The organism is Streptococcus sanguinis, from assembly GCF_003943735.1.
Taxonomy (GTDB): domain Bacteria; phylum Bacillota; class Bacilli; order Lactobacillales; family Streptococcaceae; genus Streptococcus; species Streptococcus sanguinis_E.
On record NZ_RJMV01000008.1, the window covers coordinates 59,670 to 77,205 of the forward strand.

Here is a 17,536-nt window from a genome sequence, read left to right on the forward strand (position 1 = left end):
AAAGCGGGTAAAGGTTATTGGGGACTTTTTTCCTGTCTAGTATCAGCCTCATAACTGACTGTCAGCAACAAACTGCCTGAAAGCAGACTAGCTACAGTTTTAATTGCATGACTTATATAGAAAAACAAACCTAGTTTTCACTAGGTTCGTCATTTCTTATCTGCAAGAAGGTCTGAATTTAAGAGTAATTCAAGCTCTGCCCTAACATTTCAGACTTGCAACTCTGCAGACCATTTGACACACTCAAACCAATCACTTCTGGTTTTCGAAGATTGATTTTCTGAAATCATTGGTTTGGTCGAGATAAGCCTTAAAGACTGCTTTTTTAAGCTTGTGGACAGCACTGTCATGTTCTGGTTTATAGCCGCTCCAAGAATACCAATTATCATTTGCATCTTTGAGTACGGCTTCATCCATCAATGCCTGCAACTCTCCCACGGTACTTATAGTCTTAGTAGCATAACTTGTCCATGGTTGTCTTGTATCATCAAATGTGACCTTGTTCAGGCTGTCGAACTTGTTTTTACGTTCTTCATACATAGCCTTCTTAAACTCAGTCCAATTATTAAACTGACCGTTGAAGACCTTGCGTAAAACCAAGTCATCTGTTACCAGACCTCTTGTCTTACCATAGATACTGATGGTTTTCCCGTTTTGCTTAGCATCATCTTCATACTGATTAGAGATATAAGGAACCATACCATCTTTGAAACCTTTAGCTGCCAAAAGTTCATAAGCCATACGCCGTCCCATAAGATCTCCAGGCGTTCCTTTTTCACTGCTTAATGCAGAATAAATCGGAGAGAAGAGTTTAATCGTATGGTAGCCGTTTCTTTCTACATCACCATTTTTGTACTCACGCGCTGAAAGAATATTGTTTTCAATCAGACTGTCGAATGAGTTTATTTTCTGCGCATCCGCCATTGTAATATTTTTTATCACATTGGTTGCGTAAACATCATTTCCATCAGCATCTCGAACATATTTATTCTCGACTTTTCTTAGCGCGTTTACTTTCTGTACATCAGATAGACGGTTCACGATTGACATCCCTTCTAGGTACTCCAACATATAAATGACATCAAACATATTGTGAACATAGTTTTTCAAATCATCCGCATTTTGGAAACGTTTAGTTGGATCTAGGACTTGCAAACGAGATTTTTCAGTCGCATCATTCTTGTCATATTTGAGAATTGAGTTGACCGTGATTGTCGCATCATCTGGATGGTCCGGTGCTTGCAACAAGCCCTTGGCGAAGAATTCTGGACCAAGACCGCTTCTTCTTCCATATCCGCCTAAATAGATCTCATTATCAGAATCATGCGTCATTTCATGGGTATAGGTAATGGCTCCGTCCTTGTCCAGCATGCGATAGCCCATGTAGTAAACCCCGTCTCCAGTAGCATAGGCACCATGCTTATTGTGTACAACCTTGTTTCCAACAGGTCCAAAGAAGTATTTCATGGCCGTATTAGAACTATCGAATTGCGCCTCCGCTGTAGCTTTGCCAACAGTAGTATCATCTCCAAACTTATAGGCATCATAGACCAAGATATTTCGATAGAGCTTTTCACGACCCTGCTCGTCTAATATTCTATACCAATAGTCATAATGGTCGCGTTGGCGTTTTGCAGTTTCCTGAGCATTATCCTCAACAAACTTATTGAGTTCTGCTCCTGCTCTGTGCTCATTATTTCTATATCTGTCATAGGCACCAAAACCAAGACTGGATATAGTCGATATGACAAAGACTGATCTTTCAGGCATTGTCAGCAAAGGTAGAACCATATTTCGGTATTTCCAAGTGTCGCTGGTAATTCGATCATAAACACCAATAGAGTATTTGCTGCCAGCTTGCTCTTGTTTGACCCTCACCTCATCAATAGCTGATTTTTCTTCAACGATATAAGCCTTGGTTTGCTCTTTGAACCATTGATTATTCGTTTTGTTTGGTAAAAATACTTCTCGGTAATTGACAAGCGTGCTAAACAAATCTTTTGTTCCATTATTGTTGGCAAGGCTGATGCTATAAGCATCAACATTGTTCTTGGCCAGAAGATTGTTAAAGCCAGATTTACCTAATTCAATGATCGTGTCTAGCGGTGATACGTTGCCCTTACCAAAGAAATCCATGTGGTACATGACTAAGTCTTTGACATTCACGTCACCATAGTTAAAGTTGTACCAGCGCTCTAAATAGGTCAAACCTAGAAGCAAGGCTTCCTTATTGCGTTTGATTTTATCTACGACGTAACCATTAATCGTTTGATTTTCGCTAGCAATGACTGCATCAGCAGACAACAGTTTTTCCAGTGTATTTGCTAGATTTTCCTTTGTTTTGGCAAACTGCTCTTCTAAGTATAATTCCGTCAGTGAAACTCCTGAAGAAATACCTAAGGTGTTTCTGATAGCCTCTGATTGATAATCGACCGCTCTCAAATCAGGCAAAACTTCATTGATGATCGAACTATGACTATGCAAGAATTGATTTGGCGTATAGATGAGACCTGTATCGCCTACACGGTATTCTGCTAACTTACTAAAGTCAGATTGGTAAGTAATATCTAGCGTTTCAGATGTATGATCGTTATAGTGCAGCAAGAGCTTATTAGCCACCTCTTTATGCAAAGCGATATCTGTAATCACTTCATTATCCTTCATCATGACTGCAGATAAGACTTCTTTTTCAAACAAAGCGCTATCTTCTTTTACCAGATTACCGTATTTGACAATGGTTGCCTTATCATAAAACGGCAGTAATTTTTCAATATTCTTATATGCTAAAGCTCGACTGGCTTGATAGTCTTCAATCTTAGAAAAATCACTTTCTTTATTAGTGCTAGTCAGCAAGGTTTCGACAGTCGGTACAGCAAGAGAGTTAATTTCAGATTTCTTACTTGCGATTTGAGAAGCATCAAGGATTGTCCCTCTCTCTTCGAGAGATTCCTTGGTGACAACCTCATCCTTTTCAAGAGTCACTTTGTAGACTCTGTTATCTTTGTTGCTATATGAGTCAGTTATCCTCATACCTCGATAGTGATAGCCACTAATCGCATTCCCATTCATAACATTGACATCGCTAAGAACATTATGCAATCTTCCTGCATGTCTCTCTTCGTTAGACCCTCTATCCCACAAGTAGCCAGCTATACCAGCAACACTTCCAAAGCGCTTCACATTATTAATGTTGCCCTCGGCATAACTGTTGCTGATAAGCGCATCCTTCTCGACAAGACCTGCAAGGCCGCCGACAGTTTGGTTTGTGCTATCCGCATTTGACGAGATGGTAATTGCAGCTTTTGACTTATCAACTACTGCATTGATGCCAGTCAGTTGACCAACTAATCCTCCGATATTGTACGGTGACCTCGTTTCATAGGAGTTGACAATTCTTCCCTTGAAACTGCTGTTCGCAATCTTAGAATTATCACCCTTCCACACCAAGCCACCAATGCCACGTTCGCCAGCCAGAACACCGTCTACGTGGACATTGTTAATCCTTGTTGCATTATTGGCTTCATTTGCAAGGGCCCCAATATCAGTTTTTCCTGAGATATTCACATCTTTAAGAGCCAGATTTTCTACAGTAGCAGCGCTCAAAGTGTCAAATAAAGGCTTCTTCAAATTATAAATAGCATAATTTTTTCCGTCTTTGCTGCCAAAGAGTTTACCAGTAAATCTGCCCTTTATATAACTGCTAGCGCCATTTTCTAGTTCAACCTCGTTGGCATTCAGACTAGCACCTAAATAATAGGTTCCATTGAGATTGTTATTTATAGCTTGAACTAGGTTACTAAAGGACGTAAAGTTTGTAACTTCTTTCTCTGCCTTTTTGGCAAGGTAAAAAGTATAGTTATCCTCGTATTTATTGTCAATGTCCTGTTTTAATTTTTCCGCACTTGCTGTAATTTTATAAACTGGCTGACCATCTTTCGTGCTGTCAACTATTGAAGAAATCGGCAAGAAGACATCTTTAAATTTAGATGATTTCACTTTCACGAAATAATTCTCTTGATTGCTTGGAACTGCATCCAGAGAAACGTGTTGCCTGTATTTTCCATTCGTTAGACTATACAACTCCACATCAGATACATTTCTTAGCTCGATATTCTTTTCTGGTTCTTGCTTCTGCTCTTTCGGCTCTTGAGCTTTTTCAGCAGGATTTTCCGCTTCTGACGCCGCTGGTTCAATGTTTCCAGTATACTCTTGCGGAGGTTCTACCTGCTCGGGCTCAACAATCGCTCCAGCTTGAGTTCCTGTGTATTCAGGTAATGAAGAAACTTGTTCAGGTTCAACAATTGCTCCTGCTTGAACCCCTGTATATTCTGGTAAGGGGGTCACTTGTTCAGGTGACACTACTGCACCGGCTTGAGTTCCCGTATACTCTGGTAAGGGAGTCACTTGCGCAGGTTCGACTACCGCACCTGATTGAACCCCTGTATATTCTGGTAAAGGAGTCACTTGTTCAGGTTCTACGATTGCTCCTGCTTGAACCCCTGTATATTCTGGTAAGGGAGTCACTTGTTCAGGTGACACTACTGAACCTGATTGAGTTCCCGTATACTCTGGCAATGGAGTCACTTGCGCAGGTTCGACTACCGCGCCTGCTTGAGTTCCCGTATACTCTGGTAAGGGAGTCACTTGTTCAGGTGACACTACTGAACCTGCTTGAACACCGGTGTATTCTGGTAATGGAGGAACTTGCTCAGGTTCTACTATTGCCCCGGATTGAACACCCCCTATCTCCGGTTCAATTTGTTCAGGCTCAACTATGGCTCCCGATAATGCACCTGTATACTCAGGCAAGGAAGCCACCTGCTCAGGCTCAACGATTGCCCCTGATTGGACACCTGTGTACTCTGGTAAGGGAGCGACTTGCTCGGGTTCCACCAAGTTAGAAGCTACTGATTTTTCGCTAGTCGCTTCAAGCTTTTTAGTCCCTTTTTCCACTATTTTAGGAGTTGCTTCCTCTATTTTAGTCGAAAGAACCTCTCTAGAAACTACCGCATTATCTACAGTAAAAATTCGAACGACTTCGATTTTACGGCCTGGTTTGCCTTCTTGTTTTACTCTTACAGTACCTTCAGCTAAATCAGGATTCTCTTGTATTTGTTCTCCAAAGGCTATCTCAGTTTCAATGTTCTCTTCTTTGTATAATAGCTCAGGCTTAGCTGCTCGGTCAGACAAGACTTCATCTTGAGGCTCAATTGTATTGACGCCAAGAGTTTGATTTTTCAGCCCATTCTTATCAAAAGAAAGAGAATAATCTAGATTCTTATTTTGGTTTAAAACTTCTTTATCCTCATTAGCATTCTGCTGATTATCAAGAATCTTATTGTCTAATAATTTCTTAATCGATTCAACTTTTATGTAGCCAACATAGGTATAGCCCGAGATCTCACCCGGTGACGGCAGACTTTCCCCAGCCGATACTTGATATTCGGCATTATACTGTAGCAAGATACCATTTCCCAGTGCATCAACGGATAGTATCAAACCTCCACTGACACCAGCACCCACCAAAACAGTCAGTAGGAACTTGCTTTGAACCTTTCTTTTTGACACAACAAAAACAACCAATCCTATCGTCGTTAACAGACCAGCCGTCATCATAGTATTGGAATGGTTATTGTCACCTGTATTCGGTAAGGTTTTTGCTCCAGTATTTGAGTTTAACCTGTAGACAAGATAGTAAGTCTCCTCGTTGCCTTCTGACATTTTAGGAAATCCACTTACAATCAACTCCTTTTCTTGCGGAGTTATTTCAGTATCTGTCACATATTTATAGTGAACATTGAACTTTTCCTGTGCTTGAACAGAGTCAACCCCAACGATAGAAACAAAAAATAAACTAGAAATAGCAGCCGAAACAAGCCCGACAGCTAATTTCCTAAAAGCAAACCGAGTTTGCTTCTCCCCAAAAAACTTTTTCATTAAAATCCCTTTCAAATTATTCTAAAAAGAATAACAAATCCTTTAACCAGAGAATGGGCAACAGTAAGCCGTTGCATTCATTCATCTGAATCCCCCTAACAAAAATTCCCTAATCAACAATCTCATATAACTTTTATCTTATTCATAATATCTCCTAAATCGCAATAATCTGTCTAAATTATATCATACAATCCTATTTTTTGTTAGCGTTTTAACATAAAAGTGATTTTTGGATACAAAAAACCAAGTCTTTCGACTTGGTTGATTTCTATGATTGGAAACTCTATTATTTAAGAGTAACAATTTGCTAATCTTATTTTCTCCCAGTATTAGTGGGTTAATTCCTCCATTTTCAACTTTGGCAGGAATTTGGTAGGTAAATTGATAATCCAAGATTATCTAAACTGTCTGTAATCTCTTCTGAAATTGTTGAATCACCTGAATAATACCAGTGACTATATGTATTCAACGTGGTTGACTTATCAGCATGTCCTAATCGATATGAAACATATAAGGTATCCTTATGCAATACATTTATAAGGTAGGAAGCGTGACTATGTCTTAAACCTTTCCCCGTAATTTCTGGTACACCCGCAACTCTAGCATGCCTTTTTATTATCCTAGAAATTGTAGACTTACACAAGGGGGCACCAAAACGTGATATTACATAATCTTTATCATCATTCTTTATTTGAACTTCTCGCCATTTTTTAAGTATTGTAATCGTAAAATCATCTAAATCAATTTTACGATTCCCTGCTACTGTCTTTGTTTGTTGTTTAGCATACCATACACCGTTTTTGTCTTTCTCAATTGTCGAATGAACATGAATCCATTTACGTTCAAAATCAATATCTTCCCATTTAAGAGCAATACCCTCACTAACTCTTAAGCCAGTCATAAAATATAACCAGATTGTCATGTAATTATGGAGTCCCTCATACTCACTAATATCAAAAGAGTTTATTACCTTCTTAAATTCATCAAATGTCCAAAATTTTGTATCAGGGTGCTTTCCTCTAGGATTATCTAATCCTTTAAAAGGAACTCTATCAATATAACCCAATCTTTCTGCATAGCCCAGACACGCTTTAAATCTAGACCACATATTTTTAGCATAGTTACTAGAATACTTGTCTATAATAGCTAAGCGAAATCTTTCACAGTCAATAGTACTAATATCTGATAATTTTTTACTACCAAATTGCTTAATAAATAACTGATGATGTGGTAAAGCGGTCTGATAAGTTACAAATTGAACTTTTTGTTGATAATATTTTAAATAAATCTCTTCCATAAACTCTCTAAAAGTTAGAAAACTATTATTAATAGTAGAGTTCACAAATTCATGTTTTAAACGAAGTATCTCTTCATAAGCTTCCTTAAAAGAATTAAACGGTAGTCCCTGTTGATTTTTCCTTCCTTTCTTTTGAATTCTTTTCCCAGTTATTGGATCAACTCCTAATTCAATTTGAAAGTAAATTTTTCCTTTTGAATCTTTGTATACACCTTTATATTTCTTTGTCTTTGATATAACCATTTTTCTCACCTTCTATATCTGAAAAAGAAATACCAATTAAATTTTCTACAATATTTTTAGGAGCAATGCCTAACCTTTTATTATCGAAAGGTGAACAACCTAATTGTACCGCATTCTTATCATTTTTTCTAGCTTCTTCAAACTTTTTTACAGCAATTTTTTTTGCTTGTCTAATAATATTTCTCGATGTGTGCTCTGGAAAACCAATCGCAACTAAATCTTTATAGTTTACTGTTTCCATGATTTTACTACTTCCTTTCTTAGATTTTTTCACCTCCATGGCATGACTGATGAAGTCATCATAAGAATTTCACTTGCTGCTCTTTTACGGTGGCAGCCTGAACGGTCAGAAGTATCATTGTATATCATTTGTATCATGGCATATAAAGTATCGCTCTATTTTATTGATGGTTTTAATATCGCTCTTATCATGGCGAGCCATTCAAAACTGCTCCACAAATGAGGAAAGTACCATTTTGGACTATTCAATTGTCAATGTGCTTTCTTAACCTAATACTTTTTAGAGTAATAGTCTTCTTTATTATCCACTCGACCTACAAGGTAATCTAAACTTACATTATAAAAATCTGCAAGTTTGATAAGGTCATCTATAGAGATTAACCTGGTACCTGATTCCATTTTAGAATACGCTGATCTTGTACAATTTAAGATTGTTTTTGCAACATATTCTTGTGTCAAATCATCATCCTCGCGTAAATCTCTAATCCTTTTCAACATCCAATGTCTCCTAAAACAAGTATAATATAGTTATTTTCTTATTTTTAAATATGTGACAAATTGGAACATGAAACTATTCTAGATATACTTTTTAGGAAATTGTTTACTCTATATGTATCTCATTTTCCTTGATAGATTTCGTATTTTTTGTTTTCTGGTAGTTCTTTATCGTACGATTAAACATCTCAAATAAATTTATAGCTTCCCTATGTTGTTCCTTCAGTTTTTCAAGCCTTCCTTTATAAATGAACAAATCTTTCTCTATTGTGTCCACTGATATTTTGACATTAATATTATCTTCTAAATTTCCTGAACCATTTTCCATATCATTCAACAATATTTCCTCTAAACTAGACAAATTATCAATTTTATCTTGGACTTGTTGAATCATATTCTCTAGATATGATATTTGGTCAATGAAATCTTTTGTTATGTCTTCATAAGTATTCGAACTAGTTTCTGAAGATATAAGAAAATCTAATTGTTCTATTTTTTCTTTAATTTTGCTTAGAGGAATTCTTCTATACATATACTGCGATTCATACTGAAGATTAAATTGTCTAATCAAAGTTTTACCTTTCATAAAGCGATTTTTTTCTGCTGAATCTTTATGATATACATAGTAAGAACTAGTTTCTCTGAGAAATACTTTAACTTTTTCTTCTTCCATATTGATTTGAATATTTGGTACAAAAATAAGTCCTTCTTGTCGGATTCCAAACTGTACCTTAATGTAAATTCCATCTTCTACCACTTCTTCAACTTGATTAAGATTCAACTCTACTTCAAACTCATGAACAGCATCCCTATTTCTCTTGAAATCTTGATATGATTTCCATATCCCATCTTCTGTCGGCAACTTTTTTTCTTTAATTAGCTTTTCTTCATTGTAACGTTCAACTAAATTTTTATTATCTAAGACAACAGTTTCATTTTTGTTATTAAAATAGTCTTGAAAATAACTAACACTATACTGATTCGTTTTTACCAATTCCTGCTCTGAAATCTTAATCCCATCAAATTCAAATAGAACATGTTTTGCTTTCGGAATTATTTTTAAGCCCAAAAATTCTGCTCGTTGAATCAATTCATTCATATTCTTCATTTTCGGAAGTAAAAATTCTAAGATGTTTATGATTTCCCTTTGAACAAACTTTTTCTTAAAATAAGTTTCATTATAAGGTTGTTTTCTACTCAATTTACTATCACGTACGACTTGTTTCATATTTGAATCAGTCATAAAATAAGTAACATGCTTGTGTCTAAAATCAATTTTTAAATGTAAAGCTTTTGCTTTTTTCTTGAAATCTTCAAAATTTTTCGAGTTCTCGATTAGAAAATATACTCGTTGTTTTATTTCGTATTTGTAATTTGTTTTTCGATAAACTTCATACTGATGATGAGAATAACGATTTTCTATAATTTTTGCGCCTACAATTTTTGAAAGACGATCTGAAACCATTCTTAGATTACGTTCTGCTTTATAATCCCATAGAAACTTTTTATCAGAATTCTTATCAATTGAATTTAGTATGATGTGATTGTGGATATGATCTTTATCAACATGAGTTGCCACGATAAATCGAAATCTACCACCTGTTAACTCTTTAACTGTCTCATAACCAATCTGATTGATTTGTTCTGGAGTAAGATGGTCATCTGGAGAAAAGGACTGAATGATATGATGAGAATGAATTTTTCTTTGATTTGCTTCTTGCCTATCATGACGAATTTCATAAAGAGTATCATTGCTTAAAAAATTATCATTGTACATCTTCACTAGTTCTTTATAACTAGGAAAATCTAAATAATTTCTCATGCCAAAATCTGAAACTAGTGTTAGGTTTTTTGTTTTACTTGGATTCAAAATATATTTGATTAGTTTACTACGATAATTTTTTCCATGTATCGCAAAGTGTTTAGTGACGACCATAAAATTTCCTCAATTTTTCAGATTGGATAAGAAAATCTTTCTCCACTTCTACTATTAACTCTTCTATACCTTTTCTCAATTCATCTAATTCAACTTCCGTTATTAAGTTCGAATAATTTATGCTTCTGGCGATTTGATTAATATTATTTCCTATTCGTTTTAATTCAAAAATTAAATCTTGATAACTATTCGTATCAATGGTGATGAAATTCATACCAGGATCTAATAGAGTTCGTCTAGCATATTCTGAAAAGGATAAGCAGTTACTTTTTGAGATATTTTCATTTAATTTGACTAATTCGAGATCAGATAAAAAGACTTTTTTTAAATTTGTTCTATATCGGTGTTCCACTCTACCACCTCATGTATTTGTTACTAAAATCTTCACTAAGAGGACTTGTTTTTTCTACCTCTTTAATTAATTCTTGAATACAAGTTAACAGAATAGAAACATGTTCTTGAGTAACCTGATGATTTATTTTAGCAATTATTAATATTTCATGAACATCACGGCTAATTTGTTCCAACTTTTGATTTTTCCAAATGTTGAACCATTTTTCCATCTGTTTTTGTCCATCAGACAATAGTAAGCTTTTACGGAGAAAATCAGAAAAATTATCCTCTCCTTTCTCTCTCATTAAATCTAATATTTGTTTTTCTTCCGTTTCTGTTAAGCGAAATTGTTTCCGAATACTACGTATATCTCTTTTCATATGACTTTTCCTCCCTCATTGATACCTGTACTGACAATGTAAGCTTACAGACACTGTCAGTATATTTTTCAAAATAGATTCAACATTTTTGTAAGGCTTTGCGAGCTCAGATATTGTGTCCACAATATCCCAAAAATCATATCGCCTGCCATTTCAAACCTCACGGTTTAAAAAACAAACGATATGAAAATGTGGTGGCACGCCCCCAAACCCCCAAGATAAATCTAAATTAAAAAAAGTATAACAAATACTTTTTGATAAAATTATCACAGAAAAAAGAGCCCTATCGGACTCTTACAAATTAAAACAATGTCTCTGATATTCATACTGCCTAATCCCACTACTATCTTTGTTCATCTTGATAGAAAAAACAAAGTAATGATCACGATTGTCTAAAGATTTGCTTTTGTTTAATTTAAAATAATGTTTCTGAGACATAGCCATGGTGCGTAAAATATCATCAGTGATAAATGTTAATGGTATATCTAAAGCAGAATACTTGTAAAAATCTGACTCAAACCTTAAATAAGAATCAGAAAAATAATCTAGCTGTAATTTATCATCATATAATTCTTTACGATTCATATAAATCTACCCCTTCTATCTGTATATCGAGTATATCTCCCCATCTTAATCGAAGAAAACCAGAGTCTGATTTAATGGATATAGACTCTCTCCCAATCTCTTTAACAATACCCGATACTACTTTTCTTCTATTTGAGAGCTTACAAACAAAAGTTGCTGGGAATACATTCGTATAAAGTTGACGAACAAATAGAACTTTCTCTTCCATTGATAGGGAAATGGAGATGTCTTCTCTATTTTTTTCTTCCCAAAGAGAACTGGAATGTTCTGACAAAAAGAATCCCATCCACTTAGCCATCCCACGGTCTTGATACTCTCTTGCAGACAAAAAAGGTAAATAAGAACGATTCATCATTTTAGTCCATCTAATCCTCCAGCTGAATGACCACCAATGAGTTTACTTCTTGCGATTGTTCTAGAAGCTTGATCCAGGGCATTCCCTTTCAATAGTGAAGTAAAACCAAATTCTGTTCGAATAGCATCAATTGCGGACTGGAGCCTTTCTTCTTTTTCTATTTTCTCAACATCATCAAATAATGAAATCAATCCAAATGATTCATCTACTAAACCTGAATAGCTCACTGCAACACTTCTGATAGCTCCTGAAGTATATTTAGTGTGAAATAACTTTAAAACATAGTTTGTAAGTAGTGCTGTTTGATTGGTTGGTTCAATCTTCATTTGAGTATGAATAGATCGTTTCTGTTCCACTTTAGAATACCCTAAGTGTATAGAAACTACAGTTGCTTTCTTACCAGCTCTTCTCAATCTAACTGCAACTTGTTCTGCCATCTCACGAAGTATGATTTCAATATCTCTTTGTTTGACATAATCTCTAGGTAAAACTTGAGAGTTCCCTATTCCTTTTGACTTTGGCTTATAAGGTTTATGAACATTACTTTCATCAATCCCATTAGCATGAAACCATAACTCTAAGCCCATGATACCAAGCTCTTTTTTAATCAAGTCAGGATTAGCCTTAGCTAATTCTTTAATCGAAAAGATACCTAAACTATGTAATCTCTTCTCCATCCGATTCCCAATTCCCCAGAAATCTGTCATTTTAGGGATAGACCATACTTTCTTTTCAACATCTTCATAGGACCAATTGGCTCTCATTGTCGGAGTCTTTTTAGCTTCATTATCTAGTGCTAACTTTGCTAATAAGGGATTGGCATTAGACATACCAACCGTTGAATAGATTCCTGTTTTTCTCCAAATCTTTTTTTGAATAGCAGCTGAGATGATGTCTAACTTATCTTTTCGACTAATACTTTTATCAGGCACAAAATAATTTAATGAACTTGTTAAATCAATAAAACCTTCATCAATTGAGTAGGGATAAATATCGTCTGGTGCTGCAAAATCTTGAAAGATTTTTTGAATCTCCATATTGACTGCAATATAAGTATCCATTCTCGGAGGAACAATCACTGTTGATTTTGCCCACTCTTCTATATAACGGACATAGTCTATCGTTGTCGGTAACCCTTGCTTTCTAGCATTATAGTAAGAGAACTTTCTAGTCTTTACATCAAATGGTAAATCATAGGAACGTCCAACATTTGATTTCCCAAATACCTTCTTAAACATAGGAGAGGAGGCAAGAATTAAACCCGCAGAATTATCTGCACGACTCATAACACAAAGTGAAGTCTTAAGTGGATGCAGGCCTCTATCTACACATTCTACACTTGCGTAAAAAGATTTCATATCAATAAAGGCAATGTCGCTTTTAGGTTCGAGACTATAATCAAACCAAGTCATACTCAGTCCTCTAAAGGCATAAAGTTTCCAACAATTTTCCCTATGATACGAGGATTCTCATCATAAGGCGCAAACTTATCTGAATAGTTTCGATTGAGTGAAACTAAACGAAGTCCATTTTCTTCACGATACACTTTCTTGATATAGGTTTGACCATCCCAATCGATGGCATAGATAGCTCCATCATAATCAAATCCTGTTTGCTTAATAAGGGCTACAGAACCATTTTCATATGTCGGTTCCATTGAATTACCAAACACCCATGATGCAAAGTCATAATCAAATTGATGATTGAAGTAAACTGTATCGTAATTACCATCATCAAAGTAAGCTGTTCCTGTACCAGCTGATAATTTTTCATAGACCTTATAAGCAAATCGTTCAGAAACTTCTACAACTTTAGAGTTTTGATTGTTCAATAATTCTTTTGCATAATGAAGTGTCGCTTTTTGATTCTTTTCAGTTAGCTTGAGATAAGTTTCAACTATTTCATACTCTGATTCAAAATATCGAGGATCAACATTCAAAATCTGACTCAATTTGGTTAGATTGTTTTGATTAGGCTTTGTTTTACCTAATTCCCAATTAAAGTATGAAGCTCTACTGATTCCCAAACTGGATGCAAGTTGAGATTGTGATAACCCCTGACTTTCTCTTTTTTCTTTTAATTTAATAGGTGAAAACATTTGTTCTCCTTTTGTAAGTTTATTAACTAACAAAAGAATACCATAGCTGCTGGAAAAAATCAAGAGTTTAATAATCCCCAAGATTTAAAATAATCATAAACTACTCTAAATTCGTACTTATATTGTTAGGAAATCATCACTGAAGAATGCTAAAACTTTTGAAAAAATATGAAGAACAAGAAGATAGAGAATATAAAAAAGGATCGTTATTTTTTAATTGACGATCCAATAGACTTTATTTTAAAAATCTAACTCTACAAACCATTTCGATTAGTTAAATCTTTCAATCTTTCTTCTCCTGATTTAAGCATATCCTTCTCTACTTGATTCCATTCTCCAAATAGTAAGTCATGAAGAACGGTTGCTGCTGAAGTTGTATTTTCTTTTGAATCATATACACAACTTCTATCTCGTTGGTAAATTTGAATTCTTTCAAAGATAGCTACTTCTTCCAATTGTCGTGTATTATCAACTAAATGATTTACAATGAAATCATGATGTTCTTTTGGAGTTGCGCGTGCTTGATTTGGATTGATAGCGTACAGTTCTTCGTATCGGATAAGGGTGCTCAGATAGGACAGCTTAGGCTTTGTCGCAATCAAGGCTAATTGTACTTCATATCCCTTATTTTTCAAGAGTTGTGCTGTTTTCTTTGGAACATCAACCGTTCGTAAAGTTCCCTCTATCAAAAGATTGTATCCCAAATGACTCAATTCTGTTACTAAAGACTCTACCATTTTACCCGCAAAATCTTTGGTGTATTCAACACTATCTTTGCCATATTCTTGCTGCAGTTCTAAATAGTGTGGATGTTGAGAGCGAAAACTATCGCCATCTATGATAACAATATTTCCTTGAAATTCTTTCTGTTTAATACGATGAATTGTAGTCTTACCAGCTCCACTTTGCCCTCCAAGCAAAATCGCTATAGGTTGCTTACTGGATTTTTTTCCTCTTGTCAGTGAGCGAACGTTCCGAGCTAAAGCATGTTTGAATGCACTATCGGTATAATCTTGGATTTCCATTAGGCTACCATCCGTTTTTCAGATATCTCTAACATACGTTCAATTCCATCCAAATAGCCACTATATCTCTCTATTTCATCAAAAGTTTCTACTAGATAGATATTCGTATGAATCAAATCAGATAGATCATCACTCATTAAAATCCAAGGATTAGATTCATCATCAATGCCAATTCCCTGACTATCTTGATAACGATAGAGTCGAGATAATAGATTAGCACCTCTTTCTTTCACAATTTCAATTTTTAAAGTTAATTCATAATCTTCAACAGGATTGAGCATTTTATCTTCTCCAACAATATCGACATAAGATACATTAAACTTCTGGCAAATGATATCTATTAGTTCCGTAGAGACTGAACTCGTTCCATTTTCATACCGGCTCAAGCTATTTCGAGAAATTCCTACAATTCGGGCAAAGTCGTCTTGTGTTAAGTCATGTGTTTTACGTAAGGATTTTATGTTCTTTCCAATCATGGCAAACTCCTTTATTTTTATAATTCAATTATAGCATAAAAAAGTATAACGCACCAATTTTGGTGCATTATTGACTATTTTTCCTAAATCTCTCTAAATTCTTCTCCAATTGTTCCTTATGAAGTTGATTCTTAGCTTCCTTTAATGTGTCGTCCAATGTTTCTTCCCTATAAATTGATTCTGTTTTTAGTTGTTCTGATTCTTGTTCTGGAGTGAAAATGATATCTAGCAGTCGGTCTATTTTTTCAAGATCTTGGACAGACATATCAGATAGTCGATGAATTAGCTTCTTAAATACATCACTATTGTCTTGATTTTTCTTAAAAAATGTTGTAAACATCTATAACCTCTCAAAAAAAGCAGCCTATCAGGACTGCTTAGTGTAATTCGGAAATCGCATCGTAAATGGACTGCAATTTCTTATTGTCTTTATTCTTTGTGTCAATCAACGTATGTAGCTCTTCAATTTTCTTTTGACTACTTTGAATATCGCTATTGTTATCCGCAATCAGTCTTTTAAGATGTTGCTGATAACTTGTAGTGATATCTGTCTCTTTTCCTGTTCTAACCTCTGTAACTTTGGGTTTAGAACTAGAATTTGATTCCGTCACAGGTGCTTGTTTACGCTTTTGAAAAGCTGCTTCATAATTTACATCATTACCTCCTTGATGATTACCAAATAAGGCCGCAATTTTATCTGGATCTTCTTGATTTTCTGATTTACTTTCTAATGGTTGATTAAAATTCCAATCTTTTGTCATTCACTCATTTCATCCTTTCTAAATTCAGAATCATCGAATTGTCTTTCTCTACCGAAGGCATGGTCAAGAGCTTCTTCAAAACTCATGTGACTAATGCTTTGACGTCTTTTGAACGTCGCAAACATCGCTGTCTCCAGTTGCTCTTTGTAAGCAGCTAGTTTTTCTGTCTCTCTTGCTACCTTACTTTCTTGCCTAGTGACCTTTTCTTCTAAGCGTTCAATAATGGTCATATACGATCCTCCTTCATTCTAATATTAGCTAAAACGTCTTGATTTTGTTATCACAATTCTAAACATTGAGAGGTTTGTCTTACTGGTTGATTCCTCAATGTATCTTTTGCATTCTCGATCATCAATTGTAAATCTGATTTCTTTTCTCTAAGGACATCATTCCAGTCTACTTTTTCTTTCCCAGATTCATTATCAGGGAAATCCAGGAAAACAGGAAATCCTGATTGAGATAACTTATCAGAAAAATCTTTTCCTGCATCATCACAATCTACCGCAAGTGTCAATAAATCAGGATGATTATCAAAATAGCTGGTGGTATCACGAATTGTATTGATTAAAGGCAATAACTTTGAAGGTATTACTGTATCCAAAAATTCCAACTTCTGATTTTCTTCAGCTATCAGTCGTAAAGTTTGATAAGCAACAACAGACCTTTTTAATCCTTCCATAGATACCAAGCGAACATCTGATAGACTTTGTTGATGCAGTTCGTAATAGCTCATCAAGTCGATGAACGATTCACAAAAGACCAGTCTATTTGGTTTACCAATGTCAAAGGATATTCCAACATGTCCATGGCTTCCTTTTAGAATCGTTTTTAACCTCTTTCTAGGAAGAGAGTGATTCTTATATATCCCTTGTAAGCTTGCTGCCTGCAGTTTGTGACGATGATCAAAGCTTTTAAAAACAATAACAGGTTCAACAGTTTCATTTGTTTTCCAACTAGCTTGTGCTATCAAACCTTGTTGAATCATCTTTTCTATGATTTCTTCTGAGATTCCTCTACATTTTGTTAAGTAATATCTGGCCAGACTACAGTTAGAATCTTCTACTCTCTTTAAAGGATAATAAAATGGTCTCTCTCTTTTTTCTTGAACAGCTTCTTTTTGAAAAGGTTCTTCAGAAAGAAAAGCTAGAGCTTCTTTAAAAGAGATTCCCTTAACAAGTCGAACAAAATCAATAACATCACCTTGAATATCTCTTGAAAACCATTTAAAAGTATTGGTAGTAGAAAAAATTCGGAATGAATCGTGTTCAGGATGTTCATAGACACGGTTAGAAACTTGTTTAAAGGAGATACCTAAACGATTGGCTACATCAAGAATTGAAATTTGCTTACATTCTTCTATTTCCATGCAATATCA

17 protein-coding genes are annotated in these 17,536 nt (G+C 35.1%); all 17 read right to left on the minus strand.

What is annotated here, in order from left to right:
* Positions 1-252: 252 nt before the first annotated feature.
* The 17 genes from D8877_RS08850 to D8877_RS08930 all read right to left on the minus strand — a co-directional run bounded on the left by D8877_RS08850 (position 253) and on the right by D8877_RS08930 (position 17,527).
* A complete protein-coding gene (locus D8877_RS08850) occupies positions 253-5,937 on the minus strand; it encodes a ZmpA/ZmpB/ZmpC family metallo-endopeptidase (protein ID WP_125353082.1) in 5,685 nt (1,894 codons plus the stop codon).
* A gap of 352 nt (positions 5,938-6,289) precedes the next feature.
* On the minus strand, positions 6,290-7,477 hold the full coding sequence (locus D8877_RS08855) for a tyrosine-type recombinase/integrase (protein ID WP_048773378.1): 1,188 nt from the start codon (positions 7,475-7,477) through the stop codon (positions 6,290-6,292).
* Positions 7,449-7,718, minus strand: a complete 270-nt coding sequence (locus tag D8877_RS08860) for a DUF3173 family protein (RefSeq protein ID WP_000450956.1) — start codon at positions 7,716-7,718, stop codon at positions 7,449-7,451. The genes D8877_RS08855 and D8877_RS08860 overlap by 29 nt, the downstream gene beginning before the upstream one ends.
* A 269-nt stretch (positions 7,719-7,987) precedes the next feature.
* Complete coding sequence (locus tag D8877_RS08865) at positions 7,988-8,215, minus strand: helix-turn-helix domain-containing protein (RefSeq protein ID WP_020998542.1); 228 nt, start codon at positions 8,213-8,215, stop codon at positions 7,988-7,990.
* A gap of 103 nt (positions 8,216-8,318) precedes the next feature.
* Positions 8,319-10,148, minus strand: a complete 1,830-nt coding sequence (locus tag D8877_RS08870) for an SAG1250 family conjugative relaxase (RefSeq protein WP_125353084.1) — start codon at positions 10,146-10,148, stop codon at positions 8,319-8,321.
* Positions 10,135-10,500, minus strand: a complete 366-nt coding sequence (locus tag D8877_RS08875; protein ID WP_048773374.1) for a MobC family plasmid mobilization relaxosome protein — start codon at positions 10,498-10,500, stop codon at positions 10,135-10,137. Before D8877_RS08875 ends, D8877_RS08870 begins: the two co-directional genes overlap by 14 nt.
* A gap of 1 nt (position 10,501) precedes the next feature.
* A complete protein-coding gene (locus tag D8877_RS08880; protein WP_048773372.1) occupies positions 10,502-10,861 on the minus strand; it encodes an SAG1252 family conjugative relaxosome accessory protein in 360 nt (119 codons plus the stop codon).
* Between the two features lie 294 nt (positions 10,862-11,155).
* Positions 11,156-11,446, minus strand: coding sequence for a DUF5960 family protein (locus tag D8877_RS08885; protein WP_001080187.1), 291 nt, complete (start codon positions 11,444-11,446; stop codon positions 11,156-11,158).
* Complete coding sequence (locus tag D8877_RS08890; protein ID WP_048773369.1) at positions 11,436-11,801, minus strand: hypothetical protein; 366 nt, start codon at positions 11,799-11,801, stop codon at positions 11,436-11,438. Before D8877_RS08890 ends, D8877_RS08885 begins: the two co-directional genes overlap by 11 nt.
* Complete coding sequence (locus D8877_RS08895) at positions 11,798-13,213, minus strand: Y-family DNA polymerase (RefSeq protein WP_125353086.1); 1,416 nt, start codon at positions 13,211-13,213, stop codon at positions 11,798-11,800. The genes D8877_RS08890 and D8877_RS08895 overlap by 4 nt, the downstream gene beginning before the upstream one ends.
* Positions 13,214-13,215: 2 nt before the next feature.
* A complete protein-coding gene (locus tag D8877_RS08900; RefSeq protein ID WP_048773364.1) occupies positions 13,216-13,899 on the minus strand; it encodes a LexA family transcriptional regulator in 684 nt (227 codons plus the stop codon).
* 254 nt (positions 13,900-14,153) lie between these two features.
* Positions 14,154-14,924 (minus strand): type II toxin-antitoxin system toxin PezT, encoded by a 771-nt coding sequence (gene pezT / locus D8877_RS08905; protein WP_048773362.1) that lies wholly within the window; start codon positions 14,922-14,924, stop codon positions 14,154-14,156.
* Positions 14,924-15,400, minus strand: a complete 477-nt coding sequence (pezA, locus tag D8877_RS08910; protein ID WP_048773360.1) for a type II toxin-antitoxin system antitoxin PezA — start codon at positions 15,398-15,400, stop codon at positions 14,924-14,926. The genes pezT and pezA overlap by 1 nt, the downstream gene beginning before the upstream one ends.
* Before the next feature lie 67 nt (positions 15,401-15,467).
* Positions 15,468-15,740 carry a hypothetical protein gene (locus D8877_RS08915; protein WP_048773358.1) on the minus strand — a complete coding sequence of 91 codons (273 nt, stop codon included), beginning with the start codon at positions 15,738-15,740 and terminating at the stop codon, positions 15,468-15,470.
* Between the two features lie 37 nt (positions 15,741-15,777).
* Entirely contained in the window at positions 15,778-16,161 is a 384-nt protein-coding gene (locus D8877_RS08920) for a DUF5945 family protein (protein ID WP_002933294.1), read from the minus strand.
* The gene (locus tag D8877_RS08925; RefSeq protein ID WP_000152422.1) at positions 16,158-16,391 is read right to left on the minus strand and encodes a DUF5965 family protein; all 234 of its coding nucleotides are present in this window, start codon (positions 16,389-16,391) and stop codon (positions 16,158-16,160) included. The genes D8877_RS08920 and D8877_RS08925 overlap by 4 nt, the downstream gene beginning before the upstream one ends.
* Before the next feature lie 50 nt (positions 16,392-16,441).
* Positions 16,442-17,527 carry a toprim domain-containing protein gene (locus D8877_RS08930; RefSeq protein WP_125353088.1) on the minus strand — a complete coding sequence of 362 codons (1,086 nt, stop codon included), beginning with the start codon at positions 17,525-17,527 and terminating at the stop codon, positions 16,442-16,444.
* Between the last annotated feature and the right edge of the window lie 9 nt (positions 17,528-17,536).